We start from the raw sequence: 14,039 nt of genomic DNA on the forward strand, positions 1-14,039 counted from the left end.
GAGCATTATACAAAAATATTCGTGTATGGCAACCTTTTTTAACCGTTATTTTTTGTTCTTCCAGCTAAGTGTTTCAAAAACACCAAAAATAAAAAGTCTAAGTGCTTTATATTTATCCTGCTGCTTTTCTTGATTGGTCATCGTTGATTGTAATAACCAAGCTTGTAAGCCATGTGTTATAGCAAAAGCGGCCAATCCAACGTATGCAACAACATTGGCTGGCTTTGGAAATGGATGAACTAAGTTAAATAATAAAAATAACCATATAAATGAATAGATTAATTTACCCAAAAGTATAAACATTATTTGTCTTCTCGTATAAATAGATAGCTATGAACTTGTCCGGCTGTTTTTTCCCGATGTAAATACCAATTTGATGGGATATAACTAGTTAGATCATGAGTGGTTTCAGACTCAATGTAAATATAAGCTGATGAAGTAACCCAATGATTATTTTCAAGGAGTTTTACTGTCTTTTCAATCAATGATTGATGAAAAGGCGGATCGATAAAAACAACATCAAATTGTTTTTGCGCAGGTTTATCTAACCATTGAAAAGTATCGGTTGCATAAATATCAATATTATCACTTGAAATGAGTTGTTTATTTTTTTTCAGCTGATTAGCTACTTGCTTGTCTTTCTCTAATAATGTGACTGATTGAGCTCCACGTGATGCTGCTTCAAAACCTAATGATCCACTACCTGAAAAACAATCTAAACAATTGCTATTTTGTATAATTGGCATTAACCAATTATACAAAGTTTCTTTTACCCTATCTGTGGTAGGACGCAGGCCTTGTTTATCAAGAACCGACAATTTTCTACCGCGCCATTTGCCACCAATAATTCTTATTGAACCATTCATATAATAACCTTACTTAGAATAGTTCTTGAGTATTACCTTGTGAATCCGTCACACTAGTACCAACTTCTTGTGATCCATATGTAGTTGGCTCAGTTCCTTTAATAAAGTATTCTGACATTGTTCTTGCACCAGAACCAGGTAACATTCCTGTTCGTTGATCAATTGTCACTGAAATCACATTATCTGGTTTTACATCTTGTTTTTCTGGCACATCTTTAAGAGCAACTTTCATATAATCAACCCATACTGGATTAGCTGTAACTGCCCCAGCTTCGGCACGGAAAGTCCGCCCTAAAGCACGACGGTGATCATCAAAGCCCATCCAAACCGATGTGACAATATTGCCCCCAAATCCAGAAAACCAAACATCTTTCGATTGGTTAGTTGTACCAGTTTTACCACCAACATCTTTTCGACCTAAGGCTTTTACACGCCAAGCTGTACCTTGCCAATCCGAACCACCAAAGACAATACTACGTAATCCGTCTTTCATAATAAAGGCAATACCACTATCAATTGTATGTGGTGCATATTTTGGTGTTACATCAGAAATTTTATTGTCTTTATTAATATCTGGTAAGATTAAATTATCTTCTGATTTAAGATTCGCTTCTTCCGGTTCTTCATTACCTGTCTCATTTGACTCATTTTCAACATTATCTAATGATACTGTAACTGAATCGAATTTCACAACTTCATCTTTGCAGTTATGACATGCGATTAATGGTTGATGTTGGTAAATCACACCACTACCATTATCGTATTCTATTTTTTCAATTAAATATGGTGTAATTAGATAACCACCATTCACAATCACCGAATAAGCACGAGCAACCTGCAATGGTGTAAACGAAGCAGAACCTAAAGCAAGTGATTCATTGTGTGAAATGTTCTCTTTTGGAAAGCCAAAACGTTCTAAATAAGTAGCTGCATAGTCAATACCAACTGCACGTAGTGCCCTTACCATCATCACGTTTTTAGACATTCCTAAACCAATTCGCATTCTTAACGGCCCCGCATAAGTAGGTGGTGAATTTTTTGGACGCCAAGTCTCACTCCCAGTAGTACGCACGATAGGTGCATCATTAAGCAGTGTTGCCATAGTTAAACCTTTCTCTAACGTGGCAGTATACACAAATGGTTTAATATTCGAACCCAATTGACGTAAAGCTTGTGTTGCACGATTAAATTTACTTAAATTGAAATCATAACCACCAACAATTGCCTTAATAGCCCCATTATCCGAATCAAGAGAAACCAATGCGGCATTAACAGCTGGTATTTGCGCTAAAGACCAATTATCATCAGATTTTTTTACCCAAATTAGTTGACCTGCTTTTAACGTATCATTAACTTTTCTTGGAAAAACACCTTGTTGATTATCATTAATAAATTTTCTTGCCCATTTCATATCTTGGTAAGCAATAGTAATATTACTTTTGTCAGATAATACAGCTTTTGCTTCCTTATCATTCGATTCTAATACCACTGCTGGGCACATACCGCTGTAGCAAATATATTTGTGCAAGGCTTCTTGGATTTGATCTTCGTTTAATGCTGGCTCATTATTTTCCCATAAGACTTTTTCAGGGCCTCGATAGCCATGTCGCATATCATAATCAATAATATGATTTTGAACTACTTCAGTTGCTGCAACTTGATCAGTTTTAGAGATGGTTGTATAAACTTTATAACCATCAGTATAAGCATTTTCACCAAATTTATCATACATAAATTGTCTTGCCATTTCAGCGACATATGGTGCAGAAAATTCAATATTTGGCGTATGGTAACTGGCATTTAAAGGTTTCTTAATTGCTTCATCATATTCAGCTTGAGTAATATAAGATTGGTCTAACATTCGTCCCAAGACCCAGTTACGTCTAATTAACGCCTTATCTGGATGAGAAATCGGATTAAACGCTGAAGGAGCATTTGGTAAACCAGCAAGTAATGCGGCTTCATCTACGGTTAACTGATCAGGTGTTTTACCAAAAAAGGTAAATGATGCGGCAGCAATACCATATGCTCGCGATCCAAAATTGATCATATTAAGGTATAACGCCATTATCTCGTCTTTAGATAATTCTTGCTCCATACGAATAGCAATAATCATCTCTTTTACTTTACGAGATATGCTTTTTTCCGGTGTTAAGAAAAAGTTTTTAGCAACTTGTTGAGTAATAGTACTACCACCTTGTGAAAAGCTCTTATCTTTTAATCCTATATACATGGCACGTACAATACCAATTGGGTCAATGCCAAAATGCTCATGGAACCGTGCATCTTCAGTAGCAATAACAGCATTTACAACAATAGGTGGAATTTCATCATATTTTAAAGGTATTCGTCTACGTTCACCAAAAACAGCAATCAATTCACCATCTTTACTGAGAACTTGCATAGGTGTTTGCAATCTAACATCTTTTAATGTTGCAACATCCGGTAGATCTTTTGAATAATAGCTATAACCAGCTATGCCAATAATTAAACCACAAAGAAATAAACCTATAAAAAGTTTAAGGCAAAATTTTAATATTTTTAGTATTATCACAAATCATTCCTATCCAATTGATTTTTAATCAAAGAAAGATAATAAAACTGTTGTTATATTTATTAATATCATTTTTAACCGACGAGTATACTACTTACTCGATAAGACTCAAAATAAAAAGCAATAATTATCTATATTGCAAATAAAACTTGAATCAAATTTTTAACCATTAATTGTTTTAATTTAAATAAGAAATTTAGATTAAAATTAATTGCTATTTTTATATATCGTTACTAATACATTGATTAATAAATTACTACAACCAATATGTTATAAAACAACAACCAAATAGCTAATAAATTGACGATGTTAACCGTATTATTAGTAAATTATTCAAGAATTTTGCGTATTATCTCACAATATTTTTATATTTTTAAATAAAACAGATAAAACAATTAAATAATTGTGCTTTACATCAATTTAAGAATATTAATATGTGGAGCACAAATCTTACTCCATCTTTTTTACAATTATTAGGTTCTAGTTGTTTTTATTTAATTTTAATTATGATCAGTTTTATTCAGTTAGCCGATACATCTTTGAATTGTTATATCTATATTTTAATTTTAGTTTCAATCGTTGAATGGTGGCGTAGTGTCAATTATTTTAGAACTATAAACGGTGAACTGGCATTATTTGATTATATACACCAAATTTATTGGTATAAACAACGTTGGCATTTAATGCGAAAACCACTGCTTTTACGTTATGTGGTAATTTTAAATCTAAAATCATGTCGCGATGGCAAAAGAAGGGTACTGTTTTTAATGATCGATAACCTTGAGCCTAATGATTGGCGCACATTACACTATCATTTAAAACAAATTGATTTATCGTAATGAAAATGAATTTAATTGAAAATTATTCAGATCAATTTATTAATGTGATTTTTTAATCCAATATTCAAATGGTACTGATTCAATCTGAGCATTCACTAATTGATGATCCATATGCCGACAAAAGCTAGGAATATCACGAGTTGTAGCGAAATCATCAGCTATAACATGTAAGATTTGACCAACTGCTAATTCTCTAATCGCTTTACGAACCAACATAATGGGTTCTGGGCAACGCAAGCCCAGAGTATTAAGATCTTTATCAACAATCATATTTATGGTTAATATAACTATTCAAATTAAAGTAAAAGATTAGCTAAATAGTGAGGAACAGCATCATCAGCATTAGATCCAATTACTTCAAGTTCAGGAAGTAATGACTTAAGTTCAGGACTTGCATCTTTCATGATACAACCCTTCCCTGCTATTTTTAACATTTCATAATCATTCATTCCATCACCAAAGGCAATACTATCTTTAAGCTGATAACCTAAGCTTTCAACCACTAATTTTAATGCACTACCTTTGGTTACATTTTCCGCCATCACTTCAAGGCAGTTTGCTGTAGAAAAAGCTATACTAACTTTTTTGCCGAATTGTTGTTCAATTTTGTGTTTTAGTTCAATCAAATGATAGTTATGTGCAACATCAGAAGTGGTAAAATAAATTTTGGCAATATCATCAGCGGCAAAATTACGCGGATCGAAAAACTGATATTTAAATTGCGTGTCAGTGAAAAAACTAAGCGAATATGCATCTGGTTTATTAATTAACCAATCATCACCACGATAAACATGCGTATAAACATATGGACTGTCTTGACAAATTTGTGCTAACTCACAGGCTATATTAGGCTCAAAGCTACGACTAAAAACTAAATTACCTCGACTATCATGAACTCTAGCGCCATTTGAAGTTATCATAAAAGCGTCGATTTCCATATTTTCGCGCATTTGACCAACATCGATATGATGTCGACCAGTAGCAAAGGCAAAGTGAATCCCCATTTGACGTAAAGCTTGAAGAATTTTTTTAGTAAATGGCGATAAACTATGCTCAGTATTTAGCAAAGTGCCATCTAAATCAGAAGCGACAAAATGAAACATGATATTCTCAACTTTTATAATAAATTGTAATTCTAGTGACTATATTTTGCTGTGAGTTAGTATGCTCAAAACAAAGTAACAAAATAAGTTTAAGTATGATACAACTCCATGACTATTTACTCAACTAATTGCGGAGTAATAAAGATAACTAATTCTCTTTTTTGTTGTTTTTTTGCTTTGTTTTTAAAAGCATTACCAATAATCGGTATATTACTAATGGCTGGAACGCTATTTTTACTGACATTATTAACTTGCTGAAAAATTCCGCCTAACACAACCGTTTCGCCACTTTTAATTTTGACTTGCGTTCTAATTTCTTGTGTTTCAATTGCTAACGCTTCGCCCCCATCGCGGCGCTTAATTGAACGGCCAGTAGTGTTTTGAGTGATATATAAATCCAATATCATTTGATTACCAGCAACAATTTTTGGAGTGACTTCTAAACCTAGCACCGCTTGTTTAAACTCAATGGATGTTGAACCATTACTGCCATTTGACACCTCGTAAGGAATTTCCGTTCCTTGTTTAATTGACGCCATATTTTGATTTGCCGTTAACAAATTTGGGCTAGCAATAATTTCAAGTTGATTTTCCGATTCTAATGCGGAAAGCTCCAAATCTAACAAACTCCCCGAAAGTTTAGCTAAATTAAAACCGACAGAAGACGACGAATGAGCTACACCCAAGTCAACATTTAGTTGATTAAAAAATTGTGAAGATTTGCCTGAGTATCCCCATTTAATCCCTAACTCTTCCATACTCTCATCACTCATTGTTACAATATGGGCCGAAATATGAACTTGTGGAATGGGTTGATCCAAAGTTTTAACTAATTTTTTTATATCAGCAAATTGTTTATTCATGTCGGTAATAATTATTGAATTGGTTCGCTTATCCACAGTTACCTTACCACGCTTAGATAATAACCCTTGTTGTTGAATATTCTCAACTAAATTATTAGGATCGGCATGATTAATTGAAATAGTTAACAAATTTAACGGCTGATTTAATTCCTGCTCTTTCTGCTCTAACAACTCTTTATGCGCTAATAAGTCCGGCTCAATAGATTTAGAGACAAATAAAATGTTGTCTTCAATTTCTGCCTCTAAATTTGCTGAATTTAACACAACTTTTAATGCTTTTGACCAATCTACATTATGAAGCTTAATAGTTTGCTTAGTAGATATATCATCCATCATAACTAAATTCATCAGTTTATCATCGGCTAGAGCCTGTAAAATAATTGCAATATCAGTTTGATAAAAATTAATTGAAATAAGTTCATTTGATTGATTCTTTTCCGAAACTATAGGCTCTGCCGAACATGGCATCGATAAAATCATTAACCAAATTATTAAAAATAGTTTCTTTAAATTTTTTTCTAATAGGCTAACTAATTGACTAAATGGTTGATTAGATTGATTCATTAATTACAACCTCTAATATAAATCTTATCTTATTTAGTTAACGGCATTGCCCATATTATCTTATGGTTGCAATACTCGGACAAATTTGCTTGCCATAGAATTTTATCGCTAAGTACAGCTTGAATTGTCCATGGAAACAAAACATGAGGAACATTATTATTCGTAATCGCCAACCAATCATTATCGGATAGAAGCCATATTTGTTGATAATTAACACGTTGAATAGATCCTCTAAATTGCCAAGCTTGGAGCTGTTTATTTAAAAGATCGGTTTGTTCTTGACAACCAAGCTCAATTATTTGCAAAAAGGGATCGCGCCAATCAACAGCATGAATCATTGAACAGTAACTCATCAATACACATATTAATAAATAACGGCTCATCGTGTATCCTCTCTTTTAAACTGTAAACTAAATTTAATTTTCAAATAACTATCTTGCTTACTAATAGAAAGGTTTTGAAAATTCAAATAATAAAAATTATTATTGAAATCGCTAATAAAATTCATAAAACATGCAAACGGCCCATTTAATTCAACATCCCAATAAATTTCTAAATCATTTTGTTCATGTTTGAAAGATGTTAAGCTTAAATTATAATGTTCAATTGCTTTAGCAAGTTCATGCTCTGTTATCAACGTTAGCGAACTATTTTTAGTAGCTTGATAACGTTCAATTCTTGCTTGAAGGGATTTTGTTTCAATTCGCTTTTCTTTATATAAGGTCATTTGATGATCAGCTTGCAGCTTTAAATCTTGGATAAAAAATTGATAACCAATAAAAAACAACGTTGACGGTAACAAAATGCAAATTAAGTACTGTTGCCAAATTGGTCTCTCTAAAAAATCATTATTCATTCAACTCAATATCCATCTGAAACAACAAACTATCATGACTATTTTCGATATTTTTTACTCGGCTGTTCTTCACATCATGATTGGAAGAAACTAGCTGGTTAAAGTTGATAATATCCACATAATTGACACTTCGACCGGTAATTTTTATTTTTTGAGATTCATATTCGTATAGATTCAACCAAATCGTTGTCGGCATTTTTTCTGAAAACATCTGTAGCGATTGTTGGATCTGTTTTTGGCTTGATGACGGATAGGGTATATAACCTGATAATTCACTTTTCAACTGCTGTTGTGATGCTTGCTGCTCGGATAATAGTTGGGAATAGTGATATAAGTCTGACTGAGCTTTGATTAAAAGATAAAAAAAATAACAACTCATCACTCCAATCAAACTAACAGCAAATAGAAGCAACTGGAATTGGTGCTGTTTTGCTTTTTGCTTGCGCCATGGTAAAAAGTTAAATGAATTACTTTCAAAATGACTACCCATAAACAACAAAGTAAACCCATTCTTTTGGAACAATTCTATCCAATAATTAACTGTATCACGCTCACAGACAGCAATCATTAATGTTTTATGTGAAATAGATACAAAATCAAAAAAAAGCTGATTACCAAACTGTTGAAAGAGTTTATATAGAGATGCTTCAACATATGTGGCTAATTCGGTTGGCGTCAATTTTACCTCTGGATATGCAATTTTCTGATACTTTATATAATCATCACTTAAATTCAATTCAATCGCAGTTAATCTCGGGGCTTGCTGTTTTAAATTTTGAATAAAACAGTCAATATCAGTCCAATTTTGATAAACAATCTCATTAAAATTTATAATCTCTTCTCTGCGCATTTTAGTTTCTATTATTTGATAGCGCAGTTGCATTGGCTCGACATAAATTACCATTCGACTTTTATTAAAAAGTGTCATATTTAGTTTAAATGGGTTGATAAACGATATCACCCAATCTTAGAGACAAATATAAAGAAATAAATCCACAAAATCCATTTTTGCGAAGTATTACCCAAAAAATGACTAAAATTACACCGAATAGAGCTAATTTTTTTTAAAAGTGAAAAAAAAGGTTGACTGAAATAAGACACGACTTATAATGCACATCCACACGGTAAGGGTGATTAGCTCAGTTGGGAGAGCACCTCCCTTACAAGGAGGGGGTCACTGGTTCGAACCCGGTATCACCCACCAATTCTTACCGTGAAGTTTTAGAAATAAAACATTTGGGGTGATTAGCTCAGTTGGGAGAGCACCTCCCTTACAAGGAGGGGGTCACTGGTTCGAACCCGGTATCACCCACCACTTACTATTTATCTTATGGGTTGTTAGCTCAGTCGGTAGAGCAGCGGACTTTTAATCCGTTTGTCGAGCGTTCGAATCGCTCACGACCCACCACTTTTTTTTCTTTCACCTATTCCATTACAGATAAATTACTTAGTGAAGAGAACGCTGCGTTCGACTAATTCGTCTGGAACGAATTTGAACAACACTTGTGTAGGCCTTAAAAGGGTGAGGCACACGATGTGCCGAATAATCTAGCTCACGACCCAACATTTTACTAACCAAAAGAAAACTATTGATACTTTTGTAAACTTGCTTATAAAATAGCTAAATTACACAACGACAATAGATTTATCTATAACGAATAAATTCGCTACAGTCTTTTACAGTAATAAAATTACTGGGTATATAATGAAAAAATTAATTCTAATCCTATCATTAGGTTTGTTCACTTATGGTTCGGCTTTTGCTGATGAAAAACATGAATTAAATTTTGAAAGTGAATATCAAAAAGCTACAGAACAAAATGATCCTGAGGCTCAATATCATGTTGGAATAATGTATTTTAATGGTTATACAGTTAAAAAACGGATATTTAAAGGTATTGAACAAGGGGCAATTAATGAGCCCGAACAAAAAACTGAACCAGATTATAGTAAAGCAAAAGAATGGTTTGAAAAAGCAGCTAAACAAGGACATATTGGTGCTCAGCATAGTTTAGCTATGTTGTATTATAACGGACAAGGTACTAAGCAAAATTATCTAAAGGGTATTGAATGGGATACTAAAGCAGCGCAAAAAGGAGATCCTGTAGCACAATATACTTTAGCAACTATGTATTATAAAGGCACTGGTGTTAAACAGAATTATTTTAAAGCAAAACAATGGTTTGCTAAAGCCGCAGAACAAAACTATTTAGATTCTAAAGACCATTTATCAGTAGTTTCCAAAAAAGTTCAAGCAATTATCAAGAAAAATAATCAAGCAAAAAAACAAAAAACTAGCAATGTTGATTGTGGATGTAGTTAATACCGAAAAAATTATCATATTTTTCAATTTATTGCTTATTTATAGTTAAAAACTCCACTGAAAATAATAATTGTGCTATTGCCTTAACTTAATTCAATAGCAAAAAATAGACGATTTATAGCGTTAAATCATAACCTAATGGATATAATGCCTGTATGTCGTTTGCTAAATCAGAAGATTATTTTATAACACTATCCATTGAGTCTGGTAATACAAATGGTAATGGTGTTAAAAAAAATAAATTTAAAGCAAGACAATATTATGAAATAGCAGCAAAAGGTGGCGATCCTTGTGCAAAGTATAATTTGGCTATTATGTACTTCAATGGTGAGGGAGGACTAACCAAAGATTTGGCTAAAGGTATAAAATTGGAAATCGAAGCAGCCAACCAAGGAGTAGCATTAGCGCAATACTATTTAGGCATGTCTTATTATGAAGGTACTTACTTTGAGCAAAATCATAACTACGCCAGAGAATTATTTGAATTTGCAGCCGCTCAAAACTAAGAAGGATCCCAATACATGTTAGCAATTATCTATGAACAAGGACTGGGAGTTGATAAAGATCCTAAAAGAGCCAGACATTATTATTTAGCCTGCAAAAATGGTTATAAAAAAAGTTGTACTCATGCTAACGCTAATTAATTTTCAAGTTGAATGCTGTGGGGAAATTAGTAACATTCAACTACCATAAATAACATAAAAAATAAGTCGGTAAGCAATATAGAACATTACGATGCCTACAATTGAGTCCAATATAATCCACATTCTTTTTTGTTTAAATAATGGTATAAGTAACCGAGCACCATAACCAATACCAAAAAACCAAATAAATGAAACACAAACAGCACCAATTAAAAATGCCCATTTTTGCTCAGTTGATAAAGTACCAGCTATACCACCAACAATCACAACTGTATCTAAATAAACATGAGGATTAAGTAAAGTAACAGCCAAAGTAGACAATATAACCTTAGTTAGCGCATTTTTTTGTTGCTGAGTAGAATCAATTTGCATAGTACTGTTACCTTGTATTGCACTTTTGAAGGCATTAAATCCATACCAAATCAAAAATAAAGCGCCAAAAATAGCAAGCACGTTGGTAATAATAGGATTACTACTAATAAATGCACCAACTCCCCAAATACCTATAGCCATTAAGGTAAAATCACAGATAAAACAAATACTAGCAACAAAAAAGATATGATTTTTTAGTAATCCCTGTTTAAGTACAAACAAATTTTGGGCTCCAATAGCTATAATTAAACTTGCCGAGATCATCGAGCCGTGTAATATTTCTGTTAGCATTGAACTTAAAATCCTAAATGAAAAGGAGCATTATATAAAAAGGTAACCATTATTTATATAACTATTAAAAATGATTATAGTTATGAAAATTTTATAAAACCATCTTGTTATTCTATTAGCAATTAATTTCAAATAGTTAATTTATTAAAATATAATTGCTAGTATGTTTGATATAGAGTAGGCTTTGATTTATGAAGACTTATAGTAATTGATTACTTTATCTTGGCGTCAATTGGTTATCTAAACCATTAATAACGATATTTGGCATCAATAAATTAAGTTGGAGCAGAATGAAAATTCTAATATTGAATGATCAATCAAAAAAATACTTTTATAATATTATACTTGTTACAAACGTAGCGAACTGATAGATTAATTTGGCGCATACAAATTAATAATCAAAATTTACACTTTTTGTTTGGTTTAACCCAAACTTTACAAATATTTTATTAAAGATTAGAAATATTTTCACATATAATTCATCAATATTTAACAATCTATTGTTATTTTTAGCCAGCCTTTATACAATATTGCCATAACATGTAACTAATAGTTATTTTTAATAGGTTTGCCAAAAATCTTATTATAATTCAAAAAAATCAAATTATTAAAGTATGTGAATGCGCCAACTTAAGGATAGAGTATGATTGTTGAATTCATTATCTTGCTTTGTATAGGAGCATTTGCTGGATTACTTGCCGGTATGTTTGGTATTGGTGGTGGTGCTTTAATTGTGCCAGCATTACTCATGGTACTCAACTATTTTGGACATGGTGGGCAATGGATAAACCATATTGCAGTTGCTTCATCTCTAGCAACAATCATTGGTACTAGTTTATCATCAAGTTGGGTTCAGAATAAAAATCATAATATTGAATGGTCGATCTTAAAAAAGATGGTAATAGGTTGCATTATTGGTACCATTGGTGGATCTTACATGACGCCTTATATTCCCGGTATTTGGCTTAAATGGATTTTTATTGTTTTCCTTATCTATACAGGCAGCAAATTTATTCTAAAAACTGGAAAAGTTGCGAAAATACAAGATAACCGAGCGACATCATTACCTAATTCAATTTATATACTTATTGGCGGATTAATTGGTGTATTTGCTGCATTAGTTGGAGTTGGCGGTGGTGTATTAGTGGTACCTTTTTTAAAGAAATGCGGAGTAGATATAAGAAAAGCTATCGGCACTTCTGCGGCGTTTACCTTACCTGTCGCACTTGGTGGTACTATTGGTTACATCATTGCCGGATGGAATACCAAAGGACTACCAGAATATAGTTTAGGTTTTGTCTATCTACCAGCAGTATTATCTATTATGTTAGCTAGTATACCAATGGCAAAAATAGGAGTACAAATCACTCAAAAATTATCAATAAATAAACTAATCAAATATTTTGGTATCTTCTTATTATTAATCTCGTTAAAACTTATAATTTCATGATTTAAAAAATATAAAAGCCCTCTTCTCAACTTTTTTTAAAGATATAATAAATAAAGCAGAAAAGCATGATTACAATACTTTACTTTGATTTTTTTAACTCTTTGTTAGTTTATCTTGCTTCTTTAATTGCTAAACCTAATTGCCATACTGCCATCGCATAATGGGTGCTATGATTATAGCGGGTGATGACATAGAAGTTAGGTAAACCATACCAAAATTGGTAATTATCGCCCATATCCAGACGTAATAAACTGACTTCTTTATAACCGCCAATAGAGCTTTTTGGCTTTAATCCCGCTTTAGCTAAGTATTCAACTGAGTATTTTGTGCTAAATCCTGTATCAAGTTGGAAAACTTGACCATCAGCAGCAACGGCTACTTTTTCGTTGAATTGCCAACCATGTGCTTTGAAGTAGTTAGCTACACTGCCAATTGCATCAACGGGATCCCATAAATCTATATGATCATCATGATTAAAATCAACAGCATGTTTTCTAAATGCGGATGGCATAAATTGGCCATAACCCATTGCACCTGCGAACGATCCATTCAAATCGAATGGATCAACACCCTCATCACGACACATGACTAAAAAGTCTTCAAGTTCGTTAGCAAAGTATTGTGATCGTCTTGGATAATAAAATGCAAGCGTTGATAATGCATCAATAATTTTGGTTTTACCCATAACTCTGCCCCAACCTGTTTCAACGCCAATAATACCGACGATGATTTCTGGTGGCACACCGTACTCTTTATAAGCCCGTTGCAAATCTTTGTCATATTTATTCCAAAATTCGACTCCTCTAGGCAAATTACCCGGTGTTATGAACTTATTTTTATAACGAATCCAGGCACCATTAGGTACATTCGAAGAGCCTGATTTAGGTGCTTGTTTATCCATTAAACCAATTACCCAATCAAGTTTGTTTGTCTGTTCTAAAACTGTACGAAGCTGTTGACGATTAAAACCATGTTTTTTTACCATCATGGTAATAAACTTTTCTTTATCAACAGATAAAGGTGCACTATCAGGTTTCGGCTGTTCATGCTGTTTCTCTAAATAAACACCACCTTTTACATCAGAATGTCCTCGATGTTTCTGCATAGGAGTTTTAGAAGAACCGCCACTAGAACAAGCAGCAAGCCATAAAATCATCATGAGACAAATAACGATACGTTGCATAAATCATCCATATTTAATTAATTAAAATAAAGGCGATATATTAAATTATTTATTGTTATTTAACAATATTTTGACATTCTTTGCCTTCTGAAATTTGGGCAATATTATTTAATGTTGTATCCGAAATGGCG

Annotated in this window: 16 protein-coding genes and 3 tRNA genes; 8 read left to right on the top strand and 11 right to left on the bottom strand. The window is 32.7% G+C overall.

The genetic code is table 11. From position 1 onward, the window contains the following. Positions 1–45: 45 nt before the first annotated feature. The 3 genes from B6C99_RS09535 to B6C99_RS09545 are packed head-to-tail and all read right to left on the bottom strand — an operon-like array spanning position 46 to position 3,420. Positions 46–303, bottom strand: a complete 258-nt coding sequence (locus tag B6C99_RS09535) for a DUF1145 domain-containing protein (protein WP_086359615.1) — start codon at positions 301–303, stop codon at positions 46–48. After that, positions 303–866, bottom strand: coding sequence for a 16S rRNA (guanine(966)-N(2))-methyltransferase RsmD (rsmD, locus tag B6C99_RS09540; protein WP_086359616.1), 564 nt, complete (start codon positions 864–866; stop codon positions 303–305). Before rsmD ends, B6C99_RS09535 begins: the two co-directional genes overlap by 1 nt. Before the next feature lie 13 nt (positions 867–879). Beyond that, complete coding sequence (locus B6C99_RS09545; RefSeq protein ID WP_216819448.1) at positions 880–3,420, bottom strand: PBP1A family penicillin-binding protein; 2,541 nt, start codon at positions 3,418–3,420, stop codon at positions 880–882. A gap of 434 nt (positions 3,421–3,854) precedes the next feature. On the opposite strand from B6C99_RS09545, the gene B6C99_RS09550 reads away from it, so the two are divergent. Further along, positions 3,855–4,259 carry a protein YgfX gene (locus tag B6C99_RS09550; protein ID WP_086359617.1) on the top strand — a complete coding sequence of 135 codons (405 nt, stop codon included), beginning with the start codon at positions 3,855–3,857 and terminating at the stop codon, positions 4,257–4,259. 39 nt (positions 4,260–4,298) lie between these two features. Here B6C99_RS09550 and tusA read toward each other — a convergent pair whose 3' ends face one another. The 6 genes from tusA to B6C99_RS09580 form a co-directional block, all read right to left on the bottom strand. Beyond that, entirely contained in the window at positions 4,299–4,529 is a 231-nt protein-coding gene (gene tusA, locus B6C99_RS09555) for a sulfurtransferase TusA (RefSeq protein ID WP_086359618.1), read from the bottom strand. A 26-nt stretch (positions 4,530–4,555) separates the two neighbouring features. After that, positions 4,556–5,362: a Cof-type HAD-IIB family hydrolase gene (locus tag B6C99_RS09560; protein ID WP_086359619.1), complete on the bottom strand. Its 807-nt coding sequence runs from the start codon at positions 5,360–5,362 to the stop codon at positions 4,556–4,558. Positions 5,363–5,478: 116 nt separating this feature from the next. Continuing rightward, positions 5,479–6,789, bottom strand: a complete 1,311-nt coding sequence (locus B6C99_RS09565) for a secretin N-terminal domain-containing protein (protein ID WP_086359620.1) — start codon at positions 6,787–6,789, stop codon at positions 5,479–5,481. Between the two features lie 29 nt (positions 6,790–6,818). Then, the gene (locus B6C99_RS09570; RefSeq protein WP_086359621.1) at positions 6,819–7,172 is read right to left on the bottom strand and encodes a hypothetical protein; all 354 of its coding nucleotides are present in this window, start codon (positions 7,170–7,172) and stop codon (positions 6,819–6,821) included. Continuing rightward, complete coding sequence (locus B6C99_RS09575) at positions 7,169–7,645, bottom strand: hypothetical protein (protein WP_086359622.1); 477 nt, start codon at positions 7,643–7,645, stop codon at positions 7,169–7,171. Before B6C99_RS09575 ends, B6C99_RS09570 begins: the two co-directional genes overlap by 4 nt. Beyond that, positions 7,638–8,573 carry a PilN domain-containing protein gene (locus B6C99_RS09580; RefSeq protein WP_086359623.1) on the bottom strand — a complete coding sequence of 312 codons (936 nt, stop codon included), beginning with the start codon at positions 8,571–8,573 and terminating at the stop codon, positions 7,638–7,640. The genes B6C99_RS09575 and B6C99_RS09580 overlap by 8 nt, the downstream gene beginning before the upstream one ends. Before the next feature lie 200 nt (positions 8,574–8,773). Here B6C99_RS09580 and B6C99_RS09585 point away from each other — a divergent pair. The 6 genes from B6C99_RS09585 (at position 8,774) to B6C99_RS13080 (ending at position 10,612) form a co-directional block, all read left to right on the top strand. After that, a tRNA-Val gene (locus tag B6C99_RS09585) sits at positions 8,774–8,849 on the top strand. A 35-nt stretch (positions 8,850–8,884) separates the two neighbouring features. After that, positions 8,885–8,960 (top strand) — tRNA-Val (locus tag B6C99_RS09590). 17 nt (positions 8,961–8,977) lie between these two features. Beyond that, positions 8,978–9,053 (top strand) — tRNA-Lys (locus tag B6C99_RS09595). Between the two features lie 297 nt (positions 9,054–9,350). Continuing rightward, positions 9,351–9,968: a tetratricopeptide repeat protein gene (locus B6C99_RS09600; RefSeq protein WP_086359624.1), complete on the top strand. Its 618-nt coding sequence runs from the start codon at positions 9,351–9,353 to the stop codon at positions 9,966–9,968. 155 nt (positions 9,969–10,123) lie between these two features. Further along, positions 10,124–10,474, top strand: a complete 351-nt coding sequence (locus B6C99_RS09605) for a tetratricopeptide repeat protein (protein ID WP_086359625.1) — start codon at positions 10,124–10,126, stop codon at positions 10,472–10,474. Between the two features lie 15 nt (positions 10,475–10,489). Further along, positions 10,490–10,612, top strand: a complete 123-nt coding sequence (locus tag B6C99_RS13080) for an SEL1-like repeat protein (protein ID WP_143413927.1) — start codon at positions 10,490–10,492, stop codon at positions 10,610–10,612. Positions 10,613–10,648: 36 nt separating this feature from the next. On the opposite strand, the gene B6C99_RS09610 is transcribed toward B6C99_RS13080, so the two are convergent. Then, on the bottom strand, positions 10,649–11,275 hold the full coding sequence (locus tag B6C99_RS09610; RefSeq protein WP_086359626.1) for a LysE/ArgO family amino acid transporter: 627 nt from the start codon (positions 11,273–11,275) through the stop codon (positions 10,649–10,651). Positions 11,276–11,918: 643 nt separating this feature from the next. Here B6C99_RS09610 and B6C99_RS09615 point away from each other — a divergent pair. Continuing rightward, positions 11,919–12,725: a sulfite exporter TauE/SafE family protein gene (locus tag B6C99_RS09615; protein ID WP_086359627.1), complete on the top strand. Its 807-nt coding sequence runs from the start codon at positions 11,919–11,921 to the stop codon at positions 12,723–12,725. 109 nt (positions 12,726–12,834) lie between these two features. On the opposite strand, the gene mltB is transcribed toward B6C99_RS09615, so the two are convergent. After that, positions 12,835–13,908, bottom strand: a complete 1,074-nt coding sequence (gene mltB / locus B6C99_RS09620) for a lytic murein transglycosylase B (RefSeq protein ID WP_086359628.1) — start codon at positions 13,906–13,908, stop codon at positions 12,835–12,837. Between the last annotated feature and the right edge of the window lie 131 nt (positions 13,909–14,039).

The sequence above is a fragment of the Gilliamella sp. N-G2 genome, from assembly GCF_002142215.1.
Taxonomy (GTDB): domain Bacteria; phylum Pseudomonadota; class Gammaproteobacteria; order Enterobacterales; family Orbaceae; genus Gilliamella.

Coding starts and splice junctions, on each gene's coding strand:
- B6C99_RS09535 (WP_086359615.1), bottom strand. CDS start 303: ATGTTTATACTTTTGGGTAAATTAATCTATTCATTTATATGGTTATTT.
- rsmD (WP_086359616.1), bottom strand. CDS start 866: ATGAATGGTTCAATAAGAATTATTGGTGGCAAATGGCGCGGTAGAAAA.
- B6C99_RS09550 (WP_086359617.1), top strand. CDS start 3,855: ATGTGGAGCACAAATCTTACTCCATCTTTTTTACAATTATTAGGTTCT.
- tusA (WP_086359618.1), bottom strand. CDS start 4,529: ATGATTGTTGATAAAGATCTTAATACTCTGGGCTTGCGTTGCCCAGAA.
- B6C99_RS09560 (WP_086359619.1), bottom strand. CDS start 5,362: ATGTTTCATTTTGTCGCTTCTGATTTAGATGGCACTTTGCTAAATACT.
- B6C99_RS09565 (WP_086359620.1), bottom strand. CDS start 6,789: ATGAATCAATCTAATCAACCATTTAGTCAATTAGTTAGCCTATTAGAA.
- B6C99_RS09570 (WP_086359621.1), bottom strand. CDS start 7,172: ATGAGCCGTTATTTATTAATATGTGTATTGATGAGTTACTGTTCAATG.
- B6C99_RS09575 (WP_086359622.1), bottom strand. CDS start 7,645: ATGAATAATGATTTTTTAGAGAGACCAATTTGGCAACAGTACTTAATT.
- B6C99_RS09580 (WP_086359623.1), bottom strand. CDS start 8,573: ATGACACTTTTTAATAAAAGTCGAATGGTAATTTATGTCGAGCCAATG.
- B6C99_RS09600 (WP_086359624.1), top strand. CDS start 9,351: ATGAAAAAATTAATTCTAATCCTATCATTAGGTTTGTTCACTTATGGT.
- B6C99_RS09605 (WP_086359625.1), top strand. CDS start 10,124: ATGTCGTTTGCTAAATCAGAAGATTATTTTATAACACTATCCATTGAG.
- B6C99_RS13080 (WP_143413927.1), top strand. CDS start 10,490: ATGTTAGCAATTATCTATGAACAAGGACTGGGAGTTGATAAAGATCCT.
- B6C99_RS09610 (WP_086359626.1), bottom strand. CDS start 11,275: ATGCTAACAGAAATATTACACGGCTCGATGATCTCGGCAAGTTTAATT.
- B6C99_RS09615 (WP_086359627.1), top strand. CDS start 11,919: ATGATTGTTGAATTCATTATCTTGCTTTGTATAGGAGCATTTGCTGGA.
- mltB (WP_086359628.1), bottom strand. CDS start 13,908: ATGCAACGTATCGTTATTTGTCTCATGATGATTTTATGGCTTGCTGCT.